Here is a 23,953-nt window from a genome sequence, read left to right as displayed (position 1 = left end):
GGCCAGCAAGCTCTTGCCTGCACCGGCATTGCTTGGCATAGTCGTTTGAGCCGGCGGGGTTCAACCAGCTGGCGGATTGAGGCCGAGGAGAACAGTGATGATCAAGCGTTCCCACCCCGATACCAGCGATGGCGCACCACACCGGCAGTGGAACGAGCTGCTGCAGGAAATGCGGGTGATGCAAACTGGTGTGCAGATCCTGGCTGCTTTCCTGGTGGTCCTGCCCTTCCAGGCGAGGTTCGAGATGCTCAGCCGAACCGACGAGGTGGTCTACATCATCTTGCTGGTGGCGGCCACTGTGCTGATTCTGCTGCTGATCACCCCCGTGGCCGTGCACCGGTATCTCTTCGGACAGCGGCTCAAAGAGCAGACGGTCAGCTTGGGCCACGCCATCGTGAAGATCGTGGGCATCGGCGTGGGGCTGCTGGTCTCGGGTTGCGTCTGGTTTGTGCTGCAGGTGCTCTTCGGCTGGCAAATCGGGGCCTGGATCGGAGGGCCGCTGATCCTGGTGGCCTTGTTCCTGCTGGTGGCGCTGCCACGGATCCTGATCCGGGTTGGACCAGAGAACGGCTCGGGGCACTAGGCTTCGGGCCGGCTAGGCCATCTTGTCGACGCGGCGCAATATCAGCCGCATCGGGGCATGCCTGAGGACTCGCGGCAGCAGCCGCGTGGCGGCCCTGGCGACGGCGATGACGCGGGCGTTGCGCCTCGCGGCTTTCCCGGTGAGGCGATAGCCGAAGCCCTCGCGCACCGGGGCCGGCAGCTGGGCGATGGTCACGTCGCGCATCAGCGGCATGCCGATCCGGACCCACCATGGGGCATTGCGTGCTTCGAAAAGTTCGCGGGCCAGCGCCCTGGTCCGGTCGGTGACTTCCAGCTCCGCTTGATTCTGCGCAAAGTACTGCTCAAAGCCGCCGAGGTCCTGCGGCCAGTAGTCGACCGGCATCTGCAAGGCCTCACCGAGCCGTGCGTACTGCAGGTAGAGCTCTTCCTGGTCTGCCTCGTTTTCATCCAGGATCTGGCCGGCAATCACGCGGGCCGAATCATAGAGCGTGGCCGCCACCCACAACTGCAGCCTGGGATCCAGCGCAGAATACGCGGGCCTGCCCTCGTCACGCGTTGCGCGAATGGGCCGGTGCGCCGCGTCCACATGGGCGATGATCTTGCGCTGCTGTTCTGCTGTGCCATTGCTCAATGCATAGATATAGCCGAGGGTATGAATCAGCCGGCTGAGCGGGTTGGCGGCGAAATCAGAGTGCTCGGCAATGGCCCGGCCAATCTGCGGGTGGGCCAGCTGAAGCAAGATGGCTCGGCCCGCTCCGAGCAACAGCCCGGCTTCCGGCGCGATGCGGGAGAAGGGCTCGCCGTTCTCTGCGGCCAGGTTCCTTTGCGTCATGACCCCCATTCTAGGCAGTCGGCTAGCCCAAGGTCATTGGCGCCGATGGCTGCAGGAAGTCGCTCAGGATTCTTGCGTCGCACCCTTCTTCAGCAGGACAACGACGGAAGCTGCGGCCATGAACACGGTTCCCGCGATCACCGCAATGCTCTGGGGCGTCTGGCCCGGGTCGCTGGACAACGCCGGCACGGTGAGAATCAGGACGGCCGCCCCCAGCACCATGAGGGCAAAAGCTGCATAGAACATCTTCTTCACTGCGTCTCTCCTCGGGTAGCGCGCTGCCGCGAAACAGCTGCGGCATCCGGTGCCTAGAATGCTACCCCACAGTGCAGGATCGCGTTGGCGTAGGGGGTAGCTTCCCCCGTGCGCACAATGACCTTGGCCTGGGGCAGTTGGGCTTTCAGCTCTTCGTGGGAGAGGAAGTCCGGGTCCAGGCCCCTGGCCAGGCACAGTTCCTGGACCGGGCCGTTCTCGGCTTCGGCCGCCAGGGTGCTGTTCTCGATCACCATGTTCCGGGCCAGGACCTCGAGCACCTGATCGAAGCTGGGCAGCCCCTGCACCAAGGCCAGATCGATGACCAGTGGGCCTTCGGGCAGCGGCAGGCCGCAGTCCGCTATCACCACGGTGTCGGTATGCCCGCACTTGGCCAGGGCGGCCAGCAGCGGGGCATTGAGAATTTCGGATTTCAGCACAGCGGCTTCCTTAGGTCTTGCTCGAAAAGGGGTCTCAGAGGTTCTGCAGGGAACGCGGGTAGGAAGCTTGGGCTCCGTGCGCCTGCACCGTCAGCGCGGCGAACTTGCCGGCGAATTCTGCGGCCTGCGCCAGGTCATCGCCCTTGGCCAGGCGGGCAGCCACCGCACCGGTGAATGCGTCGCCGGCACCGGTGGTGTCCACGGCCTTGACCTTCACGGCGGGCAGCGCGCGAACCTGGACCCCGCCGTTCTCCCCTGGGAAACGGTCGGCAACCAGGCAGCCATTAGCGCCGAGGGTGATGACCACGCTGGCGATGCCCTCGTCGACCAGCATCCCGGCCAGGCGCTCGTACTTGCCGTCGAACTGGCGAGCCGGGTGCGGGTTCAGCTGCTGGAGCACGGCTTCGGCCTCATGCTCGTTGACCACCAGCGGGTTGGCTTTGAGCAGGTACTCGCGGTCCAGTTCGATCACCGGCGCCAGGTTGAGCACGATGCGCTGTGTGGCAGCATCCATGGCGGCCTTGATGCCCGAGGCAGGAATCTCGCCCTGCAGCACCAGGATGCCCTCGATGCCCCCGGCGGCCTGCACAGCCGCGCCGGAGACGGTCGAGTTGGCCCCGGAGACCACGGCAATGGAGTTCTCCGCGCCACGGTCCACCTGGATGATGGCTACGCCGGTCGGCTCGCTGGCGCGGGCCACGCGATCGAGTTTCACGCCGGCTTCCCCGAGCTGGCCCAGCGCGATTTCGGCGTGCGAGTCGCTGCCGACGGCGCCGATGAATTCCGTGGCGGCACCGGCCAGCGCGGCGGCCAGCGCCTGGTTGGCGCCCTTGCCGCCGGGCGAGAGCTGGTAGGAATCTGCCAGCACGGTTTCACCCGGGCCGGGAAGGCGGGCCATCAGCGCGGTGATGTCCACGTTGCTAGAGCCCACAATGGTGACCTGGATGTCCTGCTGCATGCTATGTCCTCTGGTTCTCTCCACCCGGCGGCCGATGGGCGCCGGTGCACTGCTTGATTGCCGCTAAGGGCAGATTACTCGCCTGCGTAGTCGGCGACGTTCTTCTCGTCCACCGTGTCAACGGCGACCTGCACGTTGGCTTCGACTTCCTCGCCCTTGATGGCCTTGGCCAGGATCTGCACCGACTGCTTGCCCAGCTCGGCCGGGTTCTGGGCGATGGTGGCAACCAGGGTGCCATCCTGGACTGCCTTGAAGCCGTCGTCGGTGCCGTCGAAGCCGACTACCAACACGTCCTTGCCGGCCTTGTCGCCCAGCGCCTGGATGGCGCCCAGGGCCATTTCGTCGTTCATCGCCAGCACGCCAGCGGCATCCGGGTTGGCCTGCATCAGGTTGGTGACCACGTCCAGTGCTTCGGCTCGGTCGAAGTTGGCGGTCTGCGAGGAGACGACCTCGATGTCCTTGAACTCGGCCAGGCCCTTGTCGAAGCCTTCGCCGCGCTCGTTGGTTGCCGAGGCGCCTGGAACACCTTCCAGCACGATGATCTTGCCCTTGCCGCCCAGCGCCTCGCCCAGCGCCTTGGCAGCCTGCTCGCCGCCGGCAACGTTATCCGAAGCCACGAAGGAAGCGATCTTGGTCTCGCCCACCGCGCGGTCAACCGCAACGATCGGCAGGCCGGCCTCGGCCACCGGGTTCAGGCCGGCTTCAGCGGTTTCGGTATCCACGGCGTTGATGATCAGGCCGGCCGAGCCGTTGGTTGCCGCGGTTGCCAGCTGGTTGGCCTGGGTTGCGGAGTCGTTCTGCGCGTCGACGACGGACAGGTCGATGCCCTGCGCTTCGGCCTCGGCCTGGGCGCCGTCACGCAGGTCGACGAAGAACGGGTTGTTCAGGGTGGACACTGCCAAGGTGGCCGAGCCGGCCTCTGCTTCGGTGCCGCGGTTGCAGGCGGCCAGGCCGGCCACCAGGGCCAGTCCGACGCTGACGGCTGCGGTCTTGCGGATGATGTTCTTCATGGGGTTCTCCTTTGAACTTTTCTTGAATTGCTGGGTACGGACGGAAAATCTAGTGCTTGACGTTCTTGCGGCGCAGCACGTCGAAGCCCACGGCGATCGCAATCACGGCGCCGATGACTACCTGCTGCCAGAAGGCGGAAACCGAAAGCAGGTTCAGCCCGTTGCGGATCACGGCCAGCACCAGGGCGCCGATCAGGGTGCCGGAGATGCGTCCCACGCCGCCGGAGAGCGATGCGCCGCCGATGACCACGGCCGCGATGGCATCCAGCTCGTAGCCCGAAGCCAGGGTCGGCTGGGCAGAATCCAGGCGCCCGGCAAGGATCATGCCGGACAAGGCCGCGAAGACGCCGGAGATGACGAAGACGGTGACCAGCACGCGCTTGACCGGGATGCCCGACAGGCGCGCGGCTTCGGTGTTGCCGCCCACGGCGAAGGCGTTCTTGCCGATGACGGTGCGGTTGAGCACGAAGGCGGCAAGCAGGCCGGAGACGACCAGGATCAGGATCGGCACCGGGATCGGGCCCAGGTCATCGCCCAGCCAGGACACCGAGGAGCTGGTGGAGATCGGCCGGCCATCGGAGATCACCAGGGTCAGCCCGCGCACCACGGTGAGCATCGCCAGCGAGGCGATGAAGGTGGGCAGCTTGCCGTAGGCGCTCATCGCACCGGTGACCCAGCCGCACAGTGCACCGACGGCCAGGCCGATCGGGATGGACAGGCCATCGGGCAGGCCGGCGGTGGTGATGGCGTAGGAGGAGCCCATGGCCGAGAGCGCCGCGACCGAGCCGACCGAGAGGTCGATGCCGGCGGCGACGATCACGAAGGTCATGCCGAAGGCCATCACCGCGATGGTGGAGACCTGGATGCCGATGTTCATCAGGTTCGGTCCGGTCAGGAAGCGCGGGGTGGCGATGAACAGGGCCAGGCAAAGAATGACCAGGCCAACTAGGGCTCCGTTGTTGGCAAGGAATGCCTTGAAATCAAAGCCCTTCTTCGGGGCAGTAGCTACGCTGCTCATTACTTGGTTCCCATTTCTTCTTCGCGGTGCACATTGCTGACGGCCAGGGACATGATGGCGTCCTGGGTGGCTTCTTCGGTGGCCAGTTCCCCGGCGATGCGTCCCTGGCTCATGACCAGGACGCGGTCGGACATGCCCAGCACTTCGGGCAGTTCGCTGGAGGCCATCAACACGCAGCCTCCGGAGGCGGTGATCTCATTGATCAGTTCGTAGATTTCGACCTTCGCTCCCACGTCCACGCCGCGGGTCGGCTCGTCGAGCAGCAGCACCTTGGCTCCGGCGGTGAACCAGCGGCCGAACACGGCTTTCTGCTGGTTTCCGCCCGAGAGCGAGCGGATGGGCGCATCGATGCTGCCCATGCGGATGCGCAGGCGTTCGGCGACCTGCTGCGCGCGGGCCTTCTGGCCCTTGCGGTCCACCAGGCCGTTCTTGGCGGTGGCGGCCATGGTGGCGTAGCCGATGTTCTCGGCCACCGAGGCATCCAGCACCAGGCCCTGGGTCTTGCGGTCCTCGGGAACGTGCCCGATCCCGGCACGGGTGGCTGCCGCGACGTCGAAGCTGGCCAGCTTCTTGCCGTTGACCGCCACGACGCCGCTGGCGTACTTGTCGGCTCCGGCGATGGCGCGGATCAGCTCGGTGCGCCCGGCACCCATCAGGCCGGCCAGGGCAACCACTTCGCCGGGCCGCACTTCCAGCGAGATGTCCTTGAGCATGCCCTCGCACAGGTTCTGCACGCTCAGCAGCGGCTTCTGGCCTGGCTCGGTGGCTACACGCGGGAACTGGGCGTCGATGTCGCGGCCGACCATGAGCCGGACCAGCTCGTTCTCCTCGGTGTCCGCCGGCACGGTGGCAATGAATTTGCCATCGCGCAGCACGTTCACGAAGTCGCCGATTTCGGCAATCTCATCGAGGTGGTGGCTGATGAACACCATGCCTACGCCTTGTTGCTTCAAGGTGGCGACCACCGAGAACAGGTGCGCGATTTCGGCCTTGGTCAATGCCGCCGTGGGCTCATCGAGGATCAGCACGCGGGCGTCCAGGCTCAGCGCCTTGGCGATCTCCACCAATTGCTGCTGGGCCAGGCCCAGCTGGCCCACCGGCGTATCGACATCCAGCGCCAGTCCGAGCTTGTCCATCGCTTCGCGGGCGATCTGGCGCATGGCGCGGCGGTTGATGATGCCGAATTTGCGCGGCACGCGGCCCAGGGTGATGTTCTCGGCGATGGTCATCGACGGGACCAGGTTCAGTTCCTGGTGGATAGTGGCGATGCCCAATGCCTCGGAGGCCTTGGTGTTGGGAATCTTCACGGCCTTGCCGTCCACCAGGATCCGGCCGGCGTCCGGCTCGTGCACGCCGGCGATCATCTTGATCAGCGTCGACTTGCCTGCGCCGTTCTCGCCGAGCAGCACCGAGACCTTGCCGGCATGCACCTCGACGGTGACCTCGTCGATCACCTGTACCGGGCCGAAGGACTTGCAGACCTTGTCCAGGACCAGCAGAGCGTCATTACTCATTCTCGTTCCTTCCATCCTCGCCTATGCGCCGGTGGCGGGTTGCGTTGGGGCCAGCGACTCACGCGCGGTGAATCGGCTGATGAATTCTTGGGGCTCGGGGCTCTTGCCCGCCATGACGTCCTGGAGCGCGGTGACCGCGGCGCGGCCCATGCTGGTCAGGTCGTGGCTGATCGTGGCGATCGGCGGATCGTGCATGAGCATTGCATCCACCTCGTCGAAGGTGATCACCGAGAGCTGCTTCCCGATCCGGATGCCGGCTTCGCGCCACACGGTCAGTGCGCCGATGGCCATCGGCGCATCGGCGATGACCACCGCGGTCGGCTGCAGTTCATGGCCCAGCAGCCAGCGGGCGCCTTCGGCACCCGAGGCGGCGCGGAAGTCGCCGGCAAAGTGCAGGGCAGGATCGGTATCCAGGCCGTTGGCGGCCATCGCCGAGTCGAAGGCGCTGTGGCGTTCGCGGGCGGTGGATGCGTGGTCCGGGCCGCCCAAGAAAGCGATTTTGGCGTGGCCCAGGGCCTTCAGCCGCGCGATGGCTTCTTCCAGGGCGCCGGTGCTGGAGGCGGTGATGGATGGGATGCGAAGCTCGGGCAGGGTGCGGTCGACGAAAACCAGCGGAGTGCCCGAGGCAATGATGCGCTGCATCATCTGGCTTGGCCGGTCGGCGTCTTCATCAAGGCCCTGGGGAACGAGAATCAATCCGTCAACGCGGCGCGAAAGCATCGCGGCGAGGAACTGGTCCTGCTGTTCGGTGTCCTCGTTGGCATTGCCGATGAAGGTCATCATTCCCGCGGCGTGGGCCTGCTGCTCGACGGCATGCGCGAGATCGGAGAAGTAGGGGTTGCGCACATCGGATATCAGCAGCGCGATGGTGTCGGTTTTGGTGGAGCGCAGGGAGCGGGCCTGGGCATTGGGCACGAAACCCAAATCCTTGGCGACAGCTTCCACTTTTTCGCGGGAAGCGGCCGAAGTGGCGGGGTGGCCGGATAGAACGCGCGAGGCAGTCGCGGAAGATACTCCGGCTGCAAGTGCCACATCCTTGATGGTGACAGCGTTCATGTCGATAAGCCCCTTTGCTTACGTGTAATCGATTCCATGGAATCGATTACACAGTTTTCCTCACAAAGAAATTTAAGTCAATACGCTGCCCCTGGGCCTCGGATAATCCTTATCCATGGAGCAGAATTTTTAGGCTCGTGACTAGCCGCTTTCAGTTGTCAGCGGTCTCCAGCCCGAATTGCCCAATAATCAAAGTCACCTCGCGACCAGCTGGCCCGATGGTCGCTAAGATGGTGCTTGTGTCGGTCAACCAGCTTTCAGATAGCGCCCAGAACTATCTCAAGATCATCTTCGGTCTCAACGAGTGGTCGAGCGATCCGGTAACCGCCAGCATCATCGCCAGCAAATCAGGCATGAAGCTCTCCACGGTTTCCGGCGCCCTGGGCAAATTGCGCCAGCAGGGCCTGCTCGACCATGCGCCCTATGGCGCCGTAACGCTGACCGAACTGGGACGCGAGTATGCGGTGACCATGGTGCGCCGCCATCGCCTGATCGAAACTTTCCTGGTGCAGATGCTGGGCTACCGCTGGGACCAGGTGCATGACGAGGCCGAGAGCCTGGAGCATGCGGTATCCGATTTCATGATCGAGCGCATCGACAGCTTGCTGGAGCACCCCACCCGCGACCCGCATGGCGACCCCATCCCGACGGCCGAAGGCCGCATTTCCATCCCGCAAGCGTTCAACCTGAGCGAAGCCAGCGATGACGCCCAGGTGGTTGTCGAACGCATCGCCGATGACGATTCGCAGCTGCTGCAGTATTTCTCCGATCATCGGATCGTTGTCGGCGCGCAACTGCGCATTACCGCTGGCGAGCAATTCTCCGAGACAGTGAATGTCCAGGTCTGCTCAACTGGCGAAACCCTGCGCTTGGGTTCGCGTGCAGCCGCGGCCGCATGGGTCTCCCTTCTCCCCTGAATAGCCTTTCCAGGTCCTGGTCAACGGCAAGCGGAGGGCCCGTGGCATCGACGCGTCCCTGCACCCAGGGTGCTGATTGTCCGGCCAATAGTCTAAAGTGATGATCAACCAGGGATACTGCAATGTACAAGTTTTACATGGGGGTACATTGCAGCATTCTTGGCGAACTCCTGCGCTCACACTCTCTTGAAAGACATCACCTTGCCAAGAAAACTCATTGCTGCGCTCTGCGCTGCAGTTTTGGTGCTCGCTGGATGCAGCGCACCGGCAGAACCTTCGGCACTTACCGGGATTGATCCCGCACCGGTTGAAGACCTGCTGGCAACAGATCGGCCATTGCTGGTTGAACGGGCTGCCACCAGCAGCAAGAAGGTCCTTCCCGGGGCGAAGCTCAAGGGCCCCAAGGCCACCGCAATGCTCAAGACCCTGCCGGTAAAGGGCAAGGCGGCCGCCACTGGGTACAACCGGAACAAGAAGTTCGGCAATGGGTGGAAGGACTTCGACAAGGACAAATGCGATGAACGCCAGAACACCTTGTCCCGGGACATGTCCAAGGTGAAGTTCAAGGACCGCAAGAAGTGCACCCTAGCTTCGGGCACGTTGCATGACAGCTACACCGGCAAGAGGATCAACTGGAAGGTCAAGTCAGGCAGCGTCGACATTGACCACGTGGTTTCCCTGAAGAACGCGTGGATCTCCGGCGGCCAGAAGCTTTCCCAGGCCCAGCGCCAGGCTCTGGCTAATGACCCGCTGAATTTGATGGCCGCTGATGCCTCTGCCAATCGCCAAAAGGGCGATAAGAACACAGCTGAATGGCTCCCCAAGAACAAGTCCTTCCGATGCCAGTACGTAGCCACCCAGATCAGCGTCAAGAAGAAGTACGTGCTGTCGGTCACCAAAGCCGAAAAGCAGGCCATGGCCAAAGTGCTCAAGAGCTGCCGCAACCAGAAGGCCGCGAAAGTCACCACGATCAAGCCTGCCGGTTCCAAGCCCAAGGCATCACCGAAGAAGGACGTGCACAAGGCTCCTTCCGTGGTCAAGGGCACCGTGCATCCGGGCGCTTACTGCAAGCAGGCAGACAAGGGAAAGCGCGGCAAGTCCAAGGCCGGCAAGCTCTACACCTGCAAGACCGACGCCAAGGGCAAACTGCGCTGGCGCGCCTAATGCCGCTTGCAGGTCCCGATCGAGCCAACTGATTCAGCTGCCCATCCGGGCGCAGCGCAGGGCAGCGCCCTTCCAGTTAGCAGGGTGGTCGGGTGGAGGTTCAAGCCATGCGCCGGATCGCCCGGATCCGGATCCAGCCATGAATCGAGAGGACCTGCCGCAGCGTTGCCGGCCATGGGAAGTACGCTGATTCGCTGATGCGTGCATCCATTGCCCATCAGCTGTCGCCGGCGAGCGCACGTCTCACACGCCATTTTCCTTTCAGCTGCGGGAAACTTGCCACCGCCTTCTACGTGTTCGCCGCAAGCGCCTTGCGCCGCCCCTTGCTGGCCAGCCGGGTGGCAATGAGTCCTTGCTTCGGACTGAACAGATAGGCAATTCCAAAAATCGCCGCCTGGGCCAGAACCACCATTCCGCCGGTTGATGCATCGAGGTAATAGCTCATGTAGACACCCAGGATTCCTGCACAGGCTGCGAGGATCGGTGCGATCAGGAGCATCTTCCCGAATCGATCGGTCAACAGGTAGGCCGTGGCGCCGGGGATGATCAGCATGGCAACTACCAGGATGACGCCCACCGCCTGCAAAGCCACAACAGAGGTCATGGCCAATAGCCCCAGGAGCACCGCGCCGATGATCCGCGGGCTCATCCCCAAGGCATGTGCGTGCGTTTGGTCAAAGGCATAGAGGGTGAAGTCCTTGCGCTTGAGAATCAGGATGGCGAAGGTGATCGCGCCAAGCACCAGGACCTGCCACAGGTCATTGGCCGAGACGCCCAGCAAATTGCCGAAGATGATGTGGTTTAGATCCACATGGCTCGGCGTGACCGAGACCAGCACCAGCCCGATGGAGAAGAGCGTGGTGAAGACGATGCCAATGGCAGCATCTTCCTTGAGCTTGGTGGTGTCGCGGACTCCCCCGATCAGGGCCACCGCGAGGAATCCGAAGACCAGGGCACCCAGGGCAAAGGGAGCACCCACGATGTAGGCCAGCACGACTCCGGGCAAGACCGCATGCGAGACTGCATCGCCCATCAGCGACCAGCCAATGAGGACCAGCCAGCAGGACAGGACCGCGCACAGTACGGCGGCGATGATCGTAACCAGCAGGGCGCGCACCATGAAGGTGTAGCCCAGCGGCTCAGCTAGCAATTCAATGAGGTTCATTCCCCGCCTCGCTTCATGGGATCCAGCCCGAAGGCCAGGGCCAGGTTTTCCGCCTGCAGCACGAGATCCGGATGGCCATGCATCAGCACCTTGCGCATCAGGAGCACCGCTTCATCGGCAAGTTCCGGAAGCGCGTGCAGGTCGTGGGTGGAAATCAGCACGCTGCCGCCTTCATCAGCAACTTCGCGCAACAGCTTGGTGATCGTTGCTTCGCTGCGTTTATCCACGCCTGCGAAAGGCTCATCGAGCAGCATGATATTGGCGCCCTGGGCAATGCATCGGGCGACGAAGGCACGCTTTTTCTGGCCTCCGGAGAGCTGGCCGATTTGCCGGTTGGCAAAACTGGCCAGCTCCACCCGTTCGAGGGCTTCATCCACGGCGGCGTGGTCCCTCTTCCTGGCTCTCCTGGTCCATCCCATTTGCCCGTAGCGCCCGGTCATCACCACTTCACGCACCGAGATCGGGAAGTTCCAATCCACGGCTTCGCTTTGCGGCACGTAGGCAAGCTGCCCGCTTTTCCGAGCTTGCAGCGGGTCGGTGCCGTTGATGCGCACGCTGCCGGTGTCGGGCTTGATCTGCCCCATGATGGTTTTGAACAGCGTGGATTTGCCCGAGCCGTTCATCCCGACCAGGCCGCAGACCCGACCGCGGCCCAACTGCAAGGAGGCATGGTCCAGGGCCAGCACGGGGCCGTAGTGGACGGTCGCGGCCGACACATCAATTGCGAGGGCATCGCTGGGCTTCGCGTTCATGGTGTTCCGCCTTTCAAGGCACGGGCGATGGTTCTGGTGTCATGCGAGATCAGGTCCAGGTAGCTGGGTACTGGACCACCAGGCTCGGATAGCGAGTCCACATAGAGCGTTCCGCCATAGGAGGCATCGGTGGATTCGACGACTCGTTGCATGGCCGCATCGGAGACCGTGGATTCGCAGAAGACCGCAGGAACATCGTTTTCCCTGACAAAGTCAATCGCCGCGGCGACCTTGCGCGGCGTAGCCTGCGATTCCGCGTTGACGGCCCAGAGATACTTTTCGGCCATGGCGGTATCCCGGGCCAGATAGCTGAAGGCCCCTTCGCAGGTCACCAGTACCCGCTGGCGTTCGGGGATTTCTGCCAGTGCCGCTTCGAGCTCGTCGTGGACCTTTTGCAGTTCGGCTTGGTAGGCCTTGGCGTTGTCCCGGTAGTCGCGCGCATTGGCCGGGTCCAGTTCGGTAAATGCATCTGCCATGCGGTCCACGTAGATTTTCACGTTCAATGGGCTCATCCACGCATGCGGATTGGGCTTTCCCGCACCTTCTTCCTGGACGATATCGATGGCCTTGATCCCTTGGCTGACGGTGGCATGCGGAGCGTCATTGCCTTCGACGAATTGCTGGAACCAGGCTTCGAGGTTCAGCCCGTTATCGAGAATCAGGTCCGCATGCGATGCCCGGCGCAGATCATCAGGGGTAGGTTCGTAACCGTGGATCTCCGCACCAAGACGGGTAATTGATTCAACGCGCAGGTGATCGCCTGCGACATTCTGGGCGATGTCCTGCAGGACCGTGAAGGTTGTCAGCACCACCGGCCGGTGGTCTTGGCTGTCGGCGGGCACGGCACTTTGGCTACCGCCGCATCCAGCGAGCGCGAACAGGCATGCCAAGCCAGCAGCCAGCCAGCCTGCGCGTTGCCCCGCACGTGATCGGGGCTTGAGGGTTCGCACCATTGCACACCATTCCAAATCTCGCCATGACGATTAGTTCGTCCCCCTCAATCATAATGTTTGAGGGGTCGAACATTGCAAGTTCGCGTCGGCAGATTTCGGTGCGCCCTACTGCATCAGACCCCCAGCAGGGTATTAACCAGCCTGGCTGCGGTGCGGGCCGTTCTTCCGTCAATATCCAATGATGGATTCAATTCGACAACATCGACCAGCGCCAGCTTGTCACTGCGCGCCAGCATCGCGCAGACCCCGTGGATTACTTCCAGCGGCACCCCGAATCCGGCAGGGGCGCTGACCCCGGGGGCGACCGAGGCAGGAAGCACATCCAGGTCAATGGTCAGGTACAGCTTGTCTACGCTCTCCATGAAGTCGGCAACGAAGGCCAGGACGGAAGGCAGCTGCCCGGCAGTGCACTGCTCGTCAAGCAGGTAGCGCACTTCCAGGGCGCGGGCCTGCTCGAAGAGGACCCGGGTATTGTTCGGTTTGCTGATGCCCACCACGGCATAGTTGAAATCTTGTCCCGCCGCCTGCAGGTCCTTGGCAATATCCAGGAAAGGAGTGCCGCTGCTCCGCCGCGGAGCACTGCGCAGATCGAAATGCGCATCCAGATTCAAGATGCCCAGCCGAGTTCCAGGCTCTTGGCTGCAATGCCGGAAAAGGCCGTTGAACGAACCGTAAGCCGTTTCATGGCCGCCGCCGAGCACGACTGGAAGCATCCCTCCTCCGAGCAAAGCGCTCACCGACTGCGCCAGCCGCTCCTGCCCTGATTCAAGCTCATCGCCAGATACTGCGACATCACCAGCATCAATCAGGAGCCGTGGCTCGTGGATAGCAAGGGAACCCAAGGCGGCACGCAGCGCCTGTGGTCCTTGCGCCGCCCCGGCCCGGCCCTCGTTGCGCAGCACGCCGGCATCCGAAGCGAAACCGAGCAGCGCTGCCGGTCCCCGCCCGCTGGACTGGTCGTCAGCCTTGCGGTTGATTTGCTGATGCCATCTCAGGTGCTGCTCGCCGGCACCGTCATTGCGCCCGCTCCACGTAGCCGCTGCCCGGTCAACAGCCAATTCCGGCTTAAAATTCTCCATGGTTCCAGCTGACCAGAGACACCGCGAGTACGCTATGCCCCCTGCGCATCTTCGTCTGAAACACCAGACAGCAGCAGATTAGCGGGTTCGCAGCGCCCCGTAGTCCAGCGGACCTCCCGTGGCCGAGTTGCCGTAGACCTCCACATGGATGTGATCCATATGCATCGTGGTGTCATTCCAATTGCCGGTGAACTGGTTTCCGTACTTTCCTGATCCGGAATACGGCGTCCAGCCTGTCGTGGGAAGCCAAATCCGGTCTTGCCAGATCAGGTAATAGATACCCAGCTGACTGCGGTTATCCAGCAGGAACTGGGCCAGCTTCTTGCCCTGGGCAACCCGCTGCCTGTTCTTGTAGTCGCGAATCATCAGGTCCACGGCCTTCCCGGAGCTGTGCCCGGCAGAGCCGCTTCGAATGGTATGAATGGCGCTGATAGTATCGCCGGTCTTCCCCTGCAACGCAGCGATGACGCGCTGCGCATCGGGTTGCAACGTTCCCGGCTCATTTTTGGAAAGGTAGTTTTCCTTGACCCAGCCGGTGGCCTGGGGAGCGGCGACTTGCGCCCATCCGGAATCGCTGCGCAGGTAGGCGACTTTCTGCCCCGCTGGCAGCACGGCTTTGCTCTGGTGGCTGATTCCCGCGCCGGCGCGGAGGTTCACGTTGGTTGTGGTCCAGCGGTATTCGGCTTTCGGTGCCGGTGCCGGTCGCGGCGCCTGCGGTTTGCTAGTAGCAAGATAGCCATTGCTGATCCATCCGGTGCCCTGCGTTGAGGCAACTCGCGTCCAGCCATTGGCCGTTCCCAGGACGCTGACCTGCTGGCCCTTGGAGATGACCGCCAGTGATTCATGGCCGGTGGAGTACCCGGAGCGCAGGTGCACATTAGCCGTCGTCCAGCGCTTGGCCTGCTTCAGCGGCGTGTAGGCCTTGGCCACCAGTACGCTTGATGGAACCCATCCCATCGTCTTGGAAGTCTTCACTCGCGCCCAGCCATTCGACGTGCCGTGCAGGGTGAGCTTGGACCCCGCTGGCACGGTCCCCAGGGACTTGGCAGAGCCCGAAGCGCCGACGCGCAGGGCGGTATTAGCCAGGATCCAGCGAGCCGATGGGTTGGCGGGCTTGTAGGCGGTGCTGGACAGGCTAGCGCTAGGCACCCAGCCGGTGCCGCGCTGGGACTTGATCTGGGACCAGGAACCTCGGGTTGCGTACAAGCCGACTTTTTCACCCGGCGCAAGGCTTCCAAGGGATGGAGATGAGCTGCGATTGGACTGGCGCAGGACGCTGCTGCTGATCAGCCAACGGTTCCCGATCGTTTTCCGGGTTGCTGCCGGTTGCGACGACAGCTGCTTGGCCGGCAGCCAGCCGCGTTTTCCGGCAGAAATGGCATAGGTCCACGAGCCTGACGTGCGCAGCCACTCGACTTTGGCTCCAGCTGGAACACCCGCAACGCGTGCCGCTTTGGCAGAGGCGGACTTGCGCAGCACTTGCGCGGTTTTCGCATACCGGTACACCGGCGCGGGCATTGCGGTAGACAGCTGGCTGGTGGGCACGAAACCGGTGATCTTGCCGATTCTGATCCGGCTCCAGGAACCGGTTGAGCCCAGACGCCGGACCTCGGCTTTGCGCATGGCCCCGGTCAAGGCCGCGGATGCCGCCGATGCCTTCTTGCGCACCGGCTGGAAGGAAATCAGATAGCGCACGGCTGAAGTCTTGGGCTTTGCCGGCGCCGGCGCTTTCGGCGTTGCCAGGTACTTGGCCGAGACCCAGCCGGTCTTCTTCATGTAGCTCACTTGCACCCAGCCCGATGAACCCTTGGACGCGAGGAGCTTGGCACCTTTGGGAATGACTAGCAGCGACGCGGATCGGACCGATGGCGACTTGCGCAAATTCAGGTTGGTGGTGGTCTGCTTGGCAATTGCCGGAGGAGCGGCAGCGAGTTGCGCCAGGCCGGCTGGAGCCTGCGTTGAGGCGCTGGCGCCAGCTGCGGTCCCGAAGGACAGCATCAGGACCAGCAGCAGGCCCAGTACACGTTTAGAGAATTTCAATGTCAGTGCTTTCGAGCAAGGGCATATTGCCGTTTCCTGCGGCCCACGGAAGTGCACAGCGATCCGCTGTGGTGACAATTGCTGTTACCGCCAAGGAAATCATGACACAGGTATGGCGGTTTCACCGCGCTTGGATTCTAAGGTTCTAGCGTGCCTCGGAAATGACGAAAGCGGTGACGGATCCGGGTTCGATTTCAGTTCGCCCGGCATCCTGGATGACAGGTCCAGCGGCCTGCCGCGACAAGCGGTCGAATTCCCTGCGCGGCAGGTGCTTGATGCCCACCGGAGCATGGGCGTGGAGCCACGCTTCGACCTCTTCCGCTGGGGATTCTGTCAGCCAGGCGAACAGCGCGTGTGCTGCCTGCGCCGCGGCCTTGCCTGTGGACATGTCCAAGGATTTGTTCAGCACGATGCTGATCTGCGCATCCAGGACTTCCTCCGCTTTTGGAAGCTGCGTGCCGGAGACCTGCAACTTGGCAATCAGCTTCGGCAGGTCAGCGGCCGGCAATGGAGGCAAGCCAACGGCTCGGGCCTTGCCCACTTCGCTGACCATTTGCTCAGGGAACATCTCCAGCACCTTGGCGAACATCTTGGGATTAGCCCGGCGTACCGATTTGGCGTAGGCCTGTGAAGCCCACTGCTGCCAATCCGGGTTCTGCGGATCTTGCAGATAGGCAATCACGGCTGCTCGTGCCACCGCTGACAGGCCCTCGTCCTCGCTCGACGGATCCTCCTTGTCGATTCGCAGGATGATGGGCTGGACCAGTTCTCCGGGGTCGCGATCGCGCAGTTCAGTCATGGTCCTATTCTATGGCGAGTGGCGGCCCTGAAATACTCGGAGCGGACTAGCAGTGCCCTGACTGCCGAAGCCGATTGCTCCCCGGCTTCCACCGCGTGCACAGCGCGGCATTGCGCGGCATTGCGCGGCATTGCGCCATGTCCCAATGCTTGGCTTATGTTGGCCGATGGGCCCGAGCACTGGTGCTTCGGGGAACGGCAACGGCAAGCTGACCAGCAAGCTGATTCCAATCACCTCCGCGAACACCACCGTTTTGCCAGTGGGCGTGCAGTTCATCGAGCCCACGATACGTACCGGAGGGCTGGGCACCGTGCTGCTCGATGAGGCTGTCGGCGAATCGTGGTGGACCCTGCACCCTGCTGTTCCGGGCAACGATCCAGCGGAGATCCTGCCGGCGCGCACTCTTGCCAACTACGAGGAGCTGGGCGCGCCTGGTCGCCGTTGTTCCAGAAATCCATTACGGATGGCCCGCAAGCCTTTGATGCTGTCTTGGCAGCAATGAACTTCCAGGGTGCAGTTCGCGTCGTTGCGGATATTTGGCCAGCACCGGCTAACTAGCGGCTTGGACTCTTGCCTAGCGCCGCCGCACCTTGCGAACAATCAGCAAGATGACACTGGTAAGCATAGCCGTCGCCAAGCTGACCAGCAGCGGAGCCTGCCACGGAATTTCCAGGACACTTCCGGTGAATTGTTCCCAGAAGGAGCCGACGGTCTTCCAGCCAGTGGTCTTCGATCCAATAACTCTGGCCGCGCTTTCCACGACTGCCGGCATCATCCATTGGATAGCCAATGCGAAAACCCACATCAGCAAGTTCATGATCCTCGAGAACCCGACGAATCCCAAAATGAGGCCGAGGATCAGCGGCCCGGAATACCAAAGGTAAACGTAGTACGACTGGGCGCCCGCAACGAGCGATGCGATGATCTGCAGCCAATAGCTCACGCCCACAGTGAGCGTTGCATAGAAGAGCACCGCTATGGGCAGCCGCAATTTAGTGGCCAGGAAATACCAGGCTTGGCTGACCAGCAGCAGGCCACCGAAAACCCAAAGATGGCGAATCGAAGCTGGGGAGAGTTCCCCGTCCAAGAGCCCCGATTCGAATGCGTGGAGTCCTTGGAACCCCAGGCCCAAGAGTCCCAGGACCATGCCCACGGCAGTCACGATGGCAAAGCCGGTGCGGCTATATCCAATGCGTCGGGCAAACCAGCTGCCCCAGAGGGTGATCACGGAGAAAACCACCAGTAGCCCTTGGGCGTCGTCGCTGGCATGCGGGAGAATTGAGCGGTCTTCCTGACCGATCCATAACCACGGCAACACCGCGATCGCAGTGATCAGCAATCCGGCGACCAATTGCATCCACCAGTTTTGCCAGACGCGCCTCATTGAACCCACTCTTACTCCTCGGTGTCCCTACGCGCTCATTGTTCCAGAGCCAGAGCGAAGCATCGCGAATGCCGGCAGGCGTTTCTTCCAACTCGCTCGGAGCTTGTGATTCGAATGTGAGTGATTTTGGCAGAAATGCCAGATGGCCCGTGGGCATTCCACCCAACTGGAATGCCCGCGAGCCATCTGGACTATGTCTTCTACCTTGCCTTGGCGTGGGTGGCCAGGGCTCCTTGATCCCGTAAATGCAGATGGTTTACGTCATCAGGCGGTCCTCGTTGATTTCGGCGGTAACCTGTTCAACTTCATCTACCAACAGTGAACTACACATAGATCACACTGTGCAACAGGCGTGCTAACAACTAGTCAATATGATCAATTGGACAAGGAATATCTCGTTATTATTCGCCATTTTGCCGTGAGATCTGAATCACAAATTTTTGATCAGGAAATGCGGCTGGGACTATTGACCTTGACGTTGCGTCAACCATTAGCGTGGTAGCCATGAAGGATTCAACTAGCCACGAGCCGGCAGTTCACCACTCGATTGCGCATGTCTCAAAATCCGCTGGCATCAGCAGCCGTACCTTGCGGCACTACGACCAGATCGGCTTGCTGAAACCTGACTACCTGTCCGCCAACGGCTACCGGTTCTACACCGACGGGCAGCTGGTCCGGCTCCAGCAGATTCTCCTGCTCAAGCAGCTGGGCATCAAGCTGGAGACCATCGCTGAAATCCTGGACGAGCAACGCGATGAACTGGTCGCGCTGAGCACCCACAAGGAACAGCTCCATAGGCAGCGTGCGGCGCTGGACCGGCAGATCGCTGCCTTGGAGCACAGCATTTCAACACTAACGACAGGAGGAAACATGGAACCGGAAAAGAGCTTTGACGGCTTCAACGAGCAGTACAAGCAAGAGGTTGCCGAACGCTGGGGCGCCGACGCGTATGAAGCATCGAATCGCTGGTGGCGTTCCAAAACCGGGGACCAGCAAAACGCATTCATGGAAGAGGTGAAGATGCTCAATCAGGATTGGATCGTGGCGGGGAAGAATTCCGTCCCAGCGGACAGCTTCGAAGCCCAGGAATTAGCGGCTCGACATGTGCGCTGGCTCCAGAGCGCCAAGGGCACCCCGCTGGATTCCGGCGATCCGGCACAGCACAAGGCATATATCTGCAATCTCGGCGAGATGTATGTCGCTGATCCGCGGTTTGCAAAGAACTACGGCGGATACGCGGAGCTGGTTCGCGACGCATTGCGGATCTTTGCAGAACGGGCTATCGAGCTGGACTAGGCTGTGGCTGTTCCCGATGGACTCGGGAACAGCCAAGGGCACCGCATTCAGCTCTGGGATTCGTTCGCGATATCGTCGCGGGCCTGCGCATAGCGTTCTTGGATATAGTTCTCCAGTGCAACGCGTTCCACGCGCCACATGCCCCGCCCGCCAATTTGGATGGCCGGCAGCTCGCCGCTTTTCACCAAAGCGCGGACCTGGGGCAGCTTCACATTCAGTTCCTCTGCCACGTCTTCCAACCGCAAAAACCTCATATCAACAGGTTACTGTGATTAGCGCCCATTTGATCTCAGCCTGGTTATTTTGTGGATAAAAGATGGCTTTTCGCCCGAGCATTCGCCCTGTTGACCCCAGTAGCCGACTTGCACGCAATAATATCGGCCAATCCGCGCAACACATTTGGGATTCACTGGTCATATTGACTAAAATCTAGGTTGGTACTTATGCACGCGCAACACAACCTGTCTCAGGAGACCACCACATGAATTCGGATACGTATCAGCTCGATGAAACCGACCGGCGTATCCTTCTGGCACTCGATGCGGATCCGCGTGTGCCGATCATGATGCTGGCGCAGCAGCTGGGCCTGGCCCGCGGCACCGTGCAGACTCGTTTGGAACGCTTGGCCCATTCAGGTGCGTTGCGCCCGAACACCGCGCGAATCCTCCCTGCGTCCATGGGCCGTGGCGTCAGCGCTTTCGTTAGCGCTGAATTGAACCAGGCCAGCTTGAATGAGGCCATCGCCGCACTGCGCCAGATTCCCGAGGTTCTGGAATGCGTCGCGCCGGCGGGAGACACGGACCTGTTGATTCGTGTGGCCGCGACTGACCCGGATGACCTGTACCGGGTCAGTGAAGAGATCCGCCTCTGCCCGGGCATAACCCGCACTTCCACCTCGATGATCCTGCGCGATGTCATCCCATTCCGCACTACCGAGCTGCTCAAGAAGCTGAGCCAGGACTAGCTCCCAGTATGTTGGAGTCCAATGCATAAACGCCGTTGCCGGCACCGCAAGGTGGCCGGCAGCGGCGTTTGGCATTATGGCCTGTTTGGAACTTCTTCGAGAATGGCAGCGGGCAGATACTTGGCCGAGCGGTACACCTGCATCATGGATAGCAGGCAGAGCACGGCAAGCAGGCCAATGAATAGAGCAGGATGAGCGACCGTGCGCCACAGTGCAAAGAATGTCGGGAAGCTGAACCCGATGAAACAGCACATGTAGAACCGGCCGGTCAATTTGCCGACGTCGGCGCCGCCGGCAAGATCCAATACCTGGCTTAGCCCGGCAACCAGCAAAATGCCATTGGCCGAACCGGCTATGGCGAATGCGATAATTCCCAAGAATTCTGAGCCGCTCAGCGACACTGCGATCATCATGAGCAGTGCAGCCAGCGAGGTAGCCAGTCCAGCCATGAGCAGCTTGATCTTGCCCAAGTCATTGAATCTCTTGACGAATGGCTGGATCAAGGTACCCATGCCCATGGTGACCGCGACTGCCAAGGTGGTGTAGAACAGGCTGGATTCACCGGCGCCGTTGCTCAGCGCCGGAACCACGGCAAACCCTGTTGCCGCCATGCCAAAGACCCATGGGGCTGCGGGCAAGACGATGCGGTAGAACCGCTGGAGGTTTGCCGGAGTCGTCACGTCGGCCTCCAGATGATGCCCTGCCCGGTCAGTGACTCGGTCTTCTCGGGTGAAGAACATCAACAGCAACCAGGAAAGCGCCGCGGCGGCATGGACGATGTATGCCAGTTCCGGGCTGCCGCTGGTCCCGACAATTGCCCCTGAAATGACCGGTCCCAGCGCGAAACCCAAGGACGTGCACAGCGCGGCACGAGTCGCGCCGGCAGCTCCCGGGCTAAGCAGCTTCACCCAGCTGGTGATGGCAACCATGGCCAGGCCCATGCCCAAGCCGGTCAGGATGCGTCCCGCATAGAGACCGGACTCGTGAACCGATCCGAAGATGAGCCCGAGGGATCCCAGAATGGAGCAGGCAAGGGCAAGCAGCGAAAATGGCTTGCGCCCGAACTTGTCCGCCAGCGGTCCGCCGAAAGCCAACGCCGGGATCATGCCCGCCAGGTAGCTGCCCATGACCAGCATGGCCTCGAACTCACTGAGCTCGCGGAATTGCTGGTACCAATTGATCAGCGATACGTATTGGTTGGCACACCAACCAGTGAGCACAAGGCATACGCCCGGAAGCCACCACGGAGTTGCCTTTCGGGTGGTCATGCGAACAGTGATTTCTACCGCTCCAGCTCGTGGAACAGTTCACGGACGCGATCAGCAATTTCATCGCGGATCATGTTCATTCGTTCGGCACCGGTGATGCCGTCTTCGCTGGGTTCGTAGGTGACCCAGCGTTCGGTCTTGATGGACGGATCGAATTGCGGATTCGCATCGGAGCCAAGGATTACCACGCGGTCAACTTGCTCGACGACGCGAGGGTCGATGGCCTTGGGCGTGCCCTGCGACATGTCCGCGCCGGCCTGCGAGAGCGATTCAACCGCTTCGTGGTTGATGCCTGAACCTGGGTTGGTTCCAGCCGAGTAGCTGGTAACTTTCCCTTCAGAAATGTAGTCCATCAATGCGGCCGCCATTTGCGATTTGCCTGCATTGCGGGAGCAGATGAAAAGTACCGAGTTAGCCATGAACCTATTGAACCATTTGCGCGCCGGTTAGGGGCCTTTGGACGAGAAGGTTGCGAAGCAGGCAAAGACCTGCCTTTGGCGAAAGCAAACAGCACTCCCACTGTAGCTAAAAGTGGCGGAATTGGCTACGGTTGGAAATACTCAGCCCAAGGCAATAGGAGAAAACGTTGCTTGCTCTACATAAGAAGATGATTGTATCCGGCGTCGCCATCGTGTTGGCAGGCGTTCTCATCAGCAGCATCTTGCCAGTCCTGGCGATGTGGAGCTTCGAATCCGGTTTTGGAAGCAGCCCTTTGGGCAGCGCGCCGCTGGCTTTCCTTAATTCGTTGATCCAGAGCGCGCTCATCCCCTTCGGCGCCGTGCTGGCCGCCATCGGCGTGGCCAAGCACATGATCCGGGCCGATGCCGCCGACTAGCGGCAAGATAGCTCCTGCGGCGCGGCACCGAACACGAAGGACCACCCGCGATTCGTTCGCGAGTGGTCCTTCTGGTTCGTTGCGCCGGTCCTACTTCAGCAGCTTGTAGGTCTTGATGGTTTCTCCCTTGAAGAACGCCGGGTGGCGCACCCGCATCCACAGCATGATGCCAACGCCCAGCAGCAGCACGCCGACCCCGAGGATGAACACCATGCCCACTCCCCCGATATTGGAGCCCGAACCGTAGTCCGGATTCATGGATTCGATGGCGGTGGCAAAGAACATCACCAGCAAGACGACGCCACCTGCCAACGGCGCCAAGAACTTGCAGAAGAAGTTCCTGGCATTGGCGAACAGTTCCCCGCGGAAGTACCAGACGCAGGCCAAGGCGGTCAGCCCGTAGTAGAAGCAGATCATCAGGCCCAGCGCCGTGATCGTGTCCCACAATGCGTTCTCCGAGAGCAGCCTGGTGACCACGTAGAACACGGCAGCGGCAGCAGCGGAGGCGAAAGTCGCCACCGACGGGGACATGAAGCGCGCGGAGATCTTCGCGAAGCTGGAGGGCAGCGCCTTGTAGTAGCCCATGGCCAGCAAGGTGCGTGCCGGCGAAACCATGGTGGATTGCAGCGAGGCCGCGGAGGAGGACAAGATGGCCAAGGACATCAGCATCGCCAGCGGGCCCATGACCGGACCGGAAAGCACCGCGAAAATTGATTCCTGGTTCTCCGGGTTGCCTGCGCCCAGGCCCGTGGTGCCCACCCCGGCCCAGTAGATCACCCCGAGGGATACGGCCAGGTACAACGCGATGATCACCAGCACCGTCCAGGTGGCACCGCGTCCGGGGACCTTCTTCGGATCGGTGGTTTCCTCGTTCATGGTCAGGGTGACATCCCAGCCCCAGAAAACGAAGATGGACAGCGAGATGCCCGCGGCGAAGGCCGAGAAGGTATCGATGCCGGCCGGATTGAACATCTGCCAGGTGATGGGTGTCGGATCATTGGGCTGGCTGGAGGTCAGGGCCATGACCGCGAAGAGCAGCAGCACCGCCACCTGGAACCCGACCAGCACGTACTGGAAGACCTTCGTGGCGTTCATGCCCCGGTAGGAGATCCAGGCGGCCACCGCAATGAACACCAGCGTGGTGGGGATGTTGACCCACAGGTTGCCGGTCAGCTCCGCAATCCACGGCTGGCCGGTGAGCTGGGCAATCAGGATATAGAAGAAGTCCACGGCCACTGCCGCCAGGTTGGAGAGCACAATCACCGTCGCAGCGATCAGGCCCCAGCCTCCCATCCAGCCGATCATCGGGCCGAAGGCACGCGTCGCCCAGGTGAAGGAGGTGCCCGAATCGGGCATGGCGCTGTTCAGCTCGCGGTAGCCCAAGGCCACCAGCAGCATCGGCAGGAATCCGGCCAGCAGGATCGCAGGCAGGCTGGTGCCGACTTCGGCCACCGTGGCGCCGAGGCCTGCGGTGAGGGTGTAGGCCGGGGCGATGCAGGAGATGCCGATAACGACAAGCCCCAGAACGCCAACGGTGCCCTTGGACAGTCCTTTTTCGTGCAGTCCGCTCTCGGAGCGTGCAGGCGGCGATGCCTGCCTCAAGTCGTGCGACATGGTGGTTACCTTAAACAATTAGCGAGGTGTGAGTGCGTCGGCCAGAAGTACCGAGCCACCTTCCGTCAGGGGTCAGATG

Annotated in this window: 26 protein-coding genes; 7 read left to right on the top strand and 19 right to left on the bottom strand. The window is 61.9% G+C overall.

All coding sequences use genetic code 11. The features are described from left to right. The first annotated feature begins 97 nt into the window (after positions 1–97). Complete coding sequence (locus ACIOTN_RS08665) at positions 98–583, top strand: DUF6328 family protein (RefSeq protein ID WP_105656337.1); 486 nt, start codon at positions 98–100, stop codon at positions 581–583. 12 nt (positions 584–595) lie between these two features. Here the strand turns inward: ACIOTN_RS08665 and ACIOTN_RS08660 are convergent, their stop codons facing one another. From ACIOTN_RS08660 to ACIOTN_RS08625, 8 genes are all read right to left on the bottom strand, one after another. Continuing rightward, positions 596–1,396 (bottom strand): oxygenase MpaB family protein, encoded by an 801-nt coding sequence (locus ACIOTN_RS08660; protein ID WP_105661952.1) that lies wholly within the window; start codon positions 1,394–1,396, stop codon positions 596–598. Positions 1,397–1,459: 63 nt separating this feature from the next. Beyond that, positions 1,460–1,651 carry a hypothetical protein gene (locus tag ACIOTN_RS08655; protein ID WP_105661953.1) on the bottom strand — a complete coding sequence of 64 codons (192 nt, stop codon included), beginning with the start codon at positions 1,649–1,651 and terminating at the stop codon, positions 1,460–1,462. Between the two features lie 53 nt (positions 1,652–1,704). After that, the gene (gene rbsD, locus ACIOTN_RS08650; RefSeq protein WP_402735133.1) at positions 1,705–2,088 is read right to left on the bottom strand and encodes a D-ribose pyranase; all 384 of its coding nucleotides are present in this window, start codon (positions 2,086–2,088) and stop codon (positions 1,705–1,707) included. Between the two features lie 34 nt (positions 2,089–2,122). Then, entirely contained in the window at positions 2,123–3,046 is a 924-nt protein-coding gene (locus ACIOTN_RS08645) for a ribokinase (RefSeq protein ID WP_402735132.1), read from the bottom strand. 74 nt (positions 3,047–3,120) lie between these two features. Continuing rightward, complete coding sequence (locus ACIOTN_RS08640) at positions 3,121–4,056, bottom strand: substrate-binding domain-containing protein (protein WP_105656332.1); 936 nt, start codon at positions 4,054–4,056, stop codon at positions 3,121–3,123. A gap of 49 nt (positions 4,057–4,105) precedes the next feature. Continuing rightward, positions 4,106–5,074, bottom strand: coding sequence for an ABC transporter permease (locus tag ACIOTN_RS08635; protein ID WP_105661957.1), 969 nt, complete (start codon positions 5,072–5,074; stop codon positions 4,106–4,108). After that, positions 5,074–6,588 carry a sugar ABC transporter ATP-binding protein gene (locus tag ACIOTN_RS08630; RefSeq protein WP_105661958.1) on the bottom strand — a complete coding sequence of 505 codons (1,515 nt, stop codon included), beginning with the start codon at positions 6,586–6,588 and terminating at the stop codon, positions 5,074–5,076. Before ACIOTN_RS08630 ends, ACIOTN_RS08635 begins: the two co-directional genes overlap by 1 nt. 21 nt (positions 6,589–6,609) lie before the next feature. After that, positions 6,610–7,644 (bottom strand): LacI family DNA-binding transcriptional regulator, encoded by a 1,035-nt coding sequence (locus tag ACIOTN_RS08625; protein WP_105656329.1) that lies wholly within the window; start codon positions 7,642–7,644, stop codon positions 6,610–6,612. A 239-nt stretch (positions 7,645–7,883) separates the two neighbouring features. Here ACIOTN_RS08625 and ACIOTN_RS08620 point away from each other — a divergent pair, with 239 nt between their 5' ends. Together ACIOTN_RS08620 and ACIOTN_RS08615 are read left to right on the top strand one after the other, a co-directional pair. Further along, complete coding sequence (locus tag ACIOTN_RS08620; protein WP_105662148.1) at positions 7,884–8,561, top strand: metal-dependent transcriptional regulator; 678 nt, start codon at positions 7,884–7,886, stop codon at positions 8,559–8,561. A gap of 201 nt (positions 8,562–8,762) precedes the next feature. Further along, positions 8,763–9,725: an HNH endonuclease family protein gene (locus ACIOTN_RS08615; protein WP_402735131.1), complete on the top strand. Its 963-nt coding sequence runs from the start codon at positions 8,763–8,765 to the stop codon at positions 9,723–9,725. Between the two features lie 289 nt (positions 9,726–10,014). Here the strand turns inward: ACIOTN_RS08615 and ACIOTN_RS08610 are convergent, their stop codons facing one another. The 6 genes from ACIOTN_RS08610 to ACIOTN_RS08585 form a co-directional block, all read right to left on the bottom strand. Then, positions 10,015–10,890, bottom strand: a complete 876-nt coding sequence (locus tag ACIOTN_RS08610) for a metal ABC transporter permease (RefSeq protein WP_105661959.1) — start codon at positions 10,888–10,890, stop codon at positions 10,015–10,017. Continuing rightward, positions 10,887–11,642, bottom strand: coding sequence for a metal ABC transporter ATP-binding protein (locus tag ACIOTN_RS08605; protein WP_105656326.1), 756 nt, complete (start codon positions 11,640–11,642; stop codon positions 10,887–10,889). The genes ACIOTN_RS08610 and ACIOTN_RS08605 overlap by 4 nt, the downstream gene beginning before the upstream one ends. Then, positions 11,639–12,595 (bottom strand): metal ABC transporter substrate-binding protein, encoded by a 957-nt coding sequence (locus ACIOTN_RS08600; protein WP_105656325.1) that lies wholly within the window; start codon positions 12,593–12,595, stop codon positions 11,639–11,641. The genes ACIOTN_RS08605 and ACIOTN_RS08600 overlap by 4 nt, the downstream gene beginning before the upstream one ends. Before the next feature lie 113 nt (positions 12,596–12,708). Beyond that, positions 12,709–13,674, bottom strand: coding sequence for a formimidoylglutamase (hutG, locus tag ACIOTN_RS08595; protein ID WP_105661961.1), 966 nt, complete (start codon positions 13,672–13,674; stop codon positions 12,709–12,711). Positions 13,675–13,752: 78 nt separating this feature from the next. Beyond that, positions 13,753–15,714, bottom strand: coding sequence for an SH3 domain-containing protein (locus ACIOTN_RS08590; RefSeq protein ID WP_402735130.1), 1,962 nt, complete (start codon positions 15,712–15,714; stop codon positions 13,753–13,755). 145 nt (positions 15,715–15,859) lie between these two features. Further along, the gene (locus ACIOTN_RS08585; protein ID WP_105656322.1) at positions 15,860–16,513 is read right to left on the bottom strand and encodes a peptidyl-tRNA hydrolase; all 654 of its coding nucleotides are present in this window, start codon (positions 16,511–16,513) and stop codon (positions 15,860–15,862) included. A gap of 166 nt (positions 16,514–16,679) precedes the next feature. Between ACIOTN_RS08585 and ACIOTN_RS08580 the strand changes: the two genes are divergently transcribed. Continuing rightward, positions 16,680–17,015, top strand: coding sequence for a hypothetical protein (locus ACIOTN_RS08580; RefSeq protein ID WP_133834016.1), 336 nt, complete (start codon positions 16,680–16,682; stop codon positions 17,013–17,015). A gap of 72 nt (positions 17,016–17,087) precedes the next feature. Here ACIOTN_RS08580 and ACIOTN_RS08575 read toward each other — a convergent pair whose 3' ends face one another. Continuing rightward, positions 17,088–17,906: a hypothetical protein gene (locus ACIOTN_RS08575; protein WP_402735129.1), complete on the bottom strand. Its 819-nt coding sequence runs from the start codon at positions 17,904–17,906 to the stop codon at positions 17,088–17,090. A 495-nt stretch (positions 17,907–18,401) separates the two neighbouring features. Between ACIOTN_RS08575 and ACIOTN_RS08570 the strand changes: the two genes are divergently transcribed. Beyond that, positions 18,402–19,193, top strand: coding sequence for a MerR family transcriptional regulator (locus tag ACIOTN_RS08570; RefSeq protein ID WP_332487558.1), 792 nt, complete (start codon positions 18,402–18,404; stop codon positions 19,191–19,193). Positions 19,194–19,240: 47 nt separating this feature from the next. Here ACIOTN_RS08570 and ACIOTN_RS08565 read toward each other — a convergent pair whose 3' ends face one another. Then, a complete protein-coding gene (locus ACIOTN_RS08565; RefSeq protein WP_105656318.1) occupies positions 19,241–19,447 on the bottom strand; it encodes a helix-turn-helix domain-containing protein in 207 nt (68 codons plus the stop codon). A gap of 227 nt (positions 19,448–19,674) precedes the next feature. Here ACIOTN_RS08565 and ACIOTN_RS08560 point away from each other — a divergent pair, with 227 nt between their 5' ends. After that, positions 19,675–20,157 (top strand): Lrp/AsnC family transcriptional regulator, encoded by a 483-nt coding sequence (locus ACIOTN_RS08560; protein ID WP_105656317.1) that lies wholly within the window; start codon positions 19,675–19,677, stop codon positions 20,155–20,157. A gap of 74 nt (positions 20,158–20,231) precedes the next feature. Here the strand turns inward: ACIOTN_RS08560 and ACIOTN_RS08555 are convergent, their stop codons facing one another. Both ACIOTN_RS08555 and ACIOTN_RS08550 read right to left on the bottom strand, forming a co-directional pair. Beyond that, positions 20,232–21,425, bottom strand: coding sequence for an MFS transporter (locus ACIOTN_RS08555; protein ID WP_105656316.1), 1,194 nt, complete (start codon positions 21,423–21,425; stop codon positions 20,232–20,234). Between the two features lie 14 nt (positions 21,426–21,439). Further along, on the bottom strand, positions 21,440–21,844 hold the full coding sequence (locus ACIOTN_RS08550; RefSeq protein WP_105656315.1) for a low molecular weight phosphatase family protein: 405 nt from the start codon (positions 21,842–21,844) through the stop codon (positions 21,440–21,442). A gap of 167 nt (positions 21,845–22,011) precedes the next feature. Between ACIOTN_RS08550 and ACIOTN_RS08545 the strand changes: the two genes are divergently transcribed. Further along, positions 22,012–22,260 carry a hypothetical protein gene (locus ACIOTN_RS08545; RefSeq protein ID WP_133834019.1) on the top strand — a complete coding sequence of 83 codons (249 nt, stop codon included), beginning with the start codon at positions 22,012–22,014 and terminating at the stop codon, positions 22,258–22,260. A gap of 90 nt (positions 22,261–22,350) precedes the next feature. Here ACIOTN_RS08545 and ACIOTN_RS08540 read toward each other — a convergent pair whose 3' ends face one another. Next, positions 22,351–23,874 (bottom strand): APC family permease, encoded by a 1,524-nt coding sequence (locus ACIOTN_RS08540; protein WP_105656313.1) that lies wholly within the window; start codon positions 23,872–23,874, stop codon positions 22,351–22,353. Positions 23,875–23,953 lie beyond the last annotated feature (79 nt).

Source organism: Glutamicibacter sp. NPDC087661, from assembly GCF_044743275.1.
GTDB lineage: Bacteria > Actinomycetota > Actinomycetes > Actinomycetales > Micrococcaceae > Glutamicibacter.
Note: the sequence above shows the minus strand (reverse complement) of the source record. Positions and strands in the feature narration are given on the sequence as shown.

What these genes read in the sequence shown, in the direction of transcription:
- ACIOTN_RS08605 (WP_105656326.1), bottom strand. Translation starts at nt 11,642, where the DNA reads ATGAACGCGAAGCCCAGCGATGCCCTCGCAATTGATGTGTCGGCCGCG.
- ACIOTN_RS08555 (WP_105656316.1), bottom strand. Translation starts at nt 21,425, where the DNA reads ATGACCACCCGAAAGGCAACTCCGTGGTGGCTTCCGGGCGTATGCCTT.
- ACIOTN_RS08660 (WP_105661952.1), bottom strand. Translation starts at nt 1,396, where the DNA reads ATGACGCAAAGGAACCTGGCCGCAGAGAACGGCGAGCCCTTCTCCCGC.
- hutG (WP_105661961.1), bottom strand. Translation starts at nt 13,674, where the DNA reads ATGGAGAATTTTAAGCCGGAATTGGCTGTTGACCGGGCAGCGGCTACG.
- ACIOTN_RS08585 (WP_105656322.1), bottom strand. Translation starts at nt 16,513, where the DNA reads ATGACTGAACTGCGCGATCGCGACCCCGGAGAACTGGTCCAGCCCATC.
- ACIOTN_RS08600 (WP_105656325.1), bottom strand. Translation starts at nt 12,595, where the DNA reads ATGGTGCGAACCCTCAAGCCCCGATCACGTGCGGGGCAACGCGCAGGC.
- ACIOTN_RS08625 (WP_105656329.1), bottom strand. Translation starts at nt 7,644, where the DNA reads ATGAACGCTGTCACCATCAAGGATGTGGCACTTGCAGCCGGAGTATCT.
- ACIOTN_RS08560 (WP_105656317.1), top strand. Translation starts at nt 19,675, where the DNA reads ATGAATTCGGATACGTATCAGCTCGATGAAACCGACCGGCGTATCCTT.
- ACIOTN_RS08665 (WP_105656337.1), top strand. Translation starts at nt 98, where the DNA reads ATGATCAAGCGTTCCCACCCCGATACCAGCGATGGCGCACCACACCGG.
- ACIOTN_RS08645 (WP_402735132.1), bottom strand. Translation starts at nt 3,046, where the DNA reads ATGCAGCAGGACATCCAGGTCACCATTGTGGGCTCTAGCAACGTGGAC.
- ACIOTN_RS08610 (WP_105661959.1), bottom strand. Translation starts at nt 10,890, where the DNA reads ATGAACCTCATTGAATTGCTAGCTGAGCCGCTGGGCTACACCTTCATG.
- ACIOTN_RS08635 (WP_105661957.1), bottom strand. Translation starts at nt 5,074, where the DNA reads ATGAGCAGCGTAGCTACTGCCCCGAAGAAGGGCTTTGATTTCAAGGCA.
- ACIOTN_RS08550 (WP_105656315.1), bottom strand. Translation starts at nt 21,844, where the DNA reads ATGGCTAACTCGGTACTTTTCATCTGCTCCCGCAATGCAGGCAAATCG.
- ACIOTN_RS08540 (WP_105656313.1), bottom strand. Translation starts at nt 23,874, where the DNA reads ATGTCGCACGACTTGAGGCAGGCATCGCCGCCTGCACGCTCCGAGAGC.
- ACIOTN_RS08580 (WP_133834016.1), top strand. Translation starts at nt 16,680, where the DNA reads ATGGGCCCGAGCACTGGTGCTTCGGGGAACGGCAACGGCAAGCTGACC.
- ACIOTN_RS08565 (WP_105656318.1), bottom strand. Translation starts at nt 19,447, where the DNA reads ATGAGGTTTTTGCGGTTGGAAGACGTGGCAGAGGAACTGAATGTGAAG.
- ACIOTN_RS08640 (WP_105656332.1), bottom strand. Translation starts at nt 4,056, where the DNA reads ATGAAGAACATCATCCGCAAGACCGCAGCCGTCAGCGTCGGACTGGCC.
- ACIOTN_RS08630 (WP_105661958.1), bottom strand. Translation starts at nt 6,588, where the DNA reads ATGAGTAATGACGCTCTGCTGGTCCTGGACAAGGTCTGCAAGTCCTTC.
- ACIOTN_RS08570 (WP_332487558.1), top strand. Translation starts at nt 18,402, where the DNA reads ATGAAGGATTCAACTAGCCACGAGCCGGCAGTTCACCACTCGATTGCG.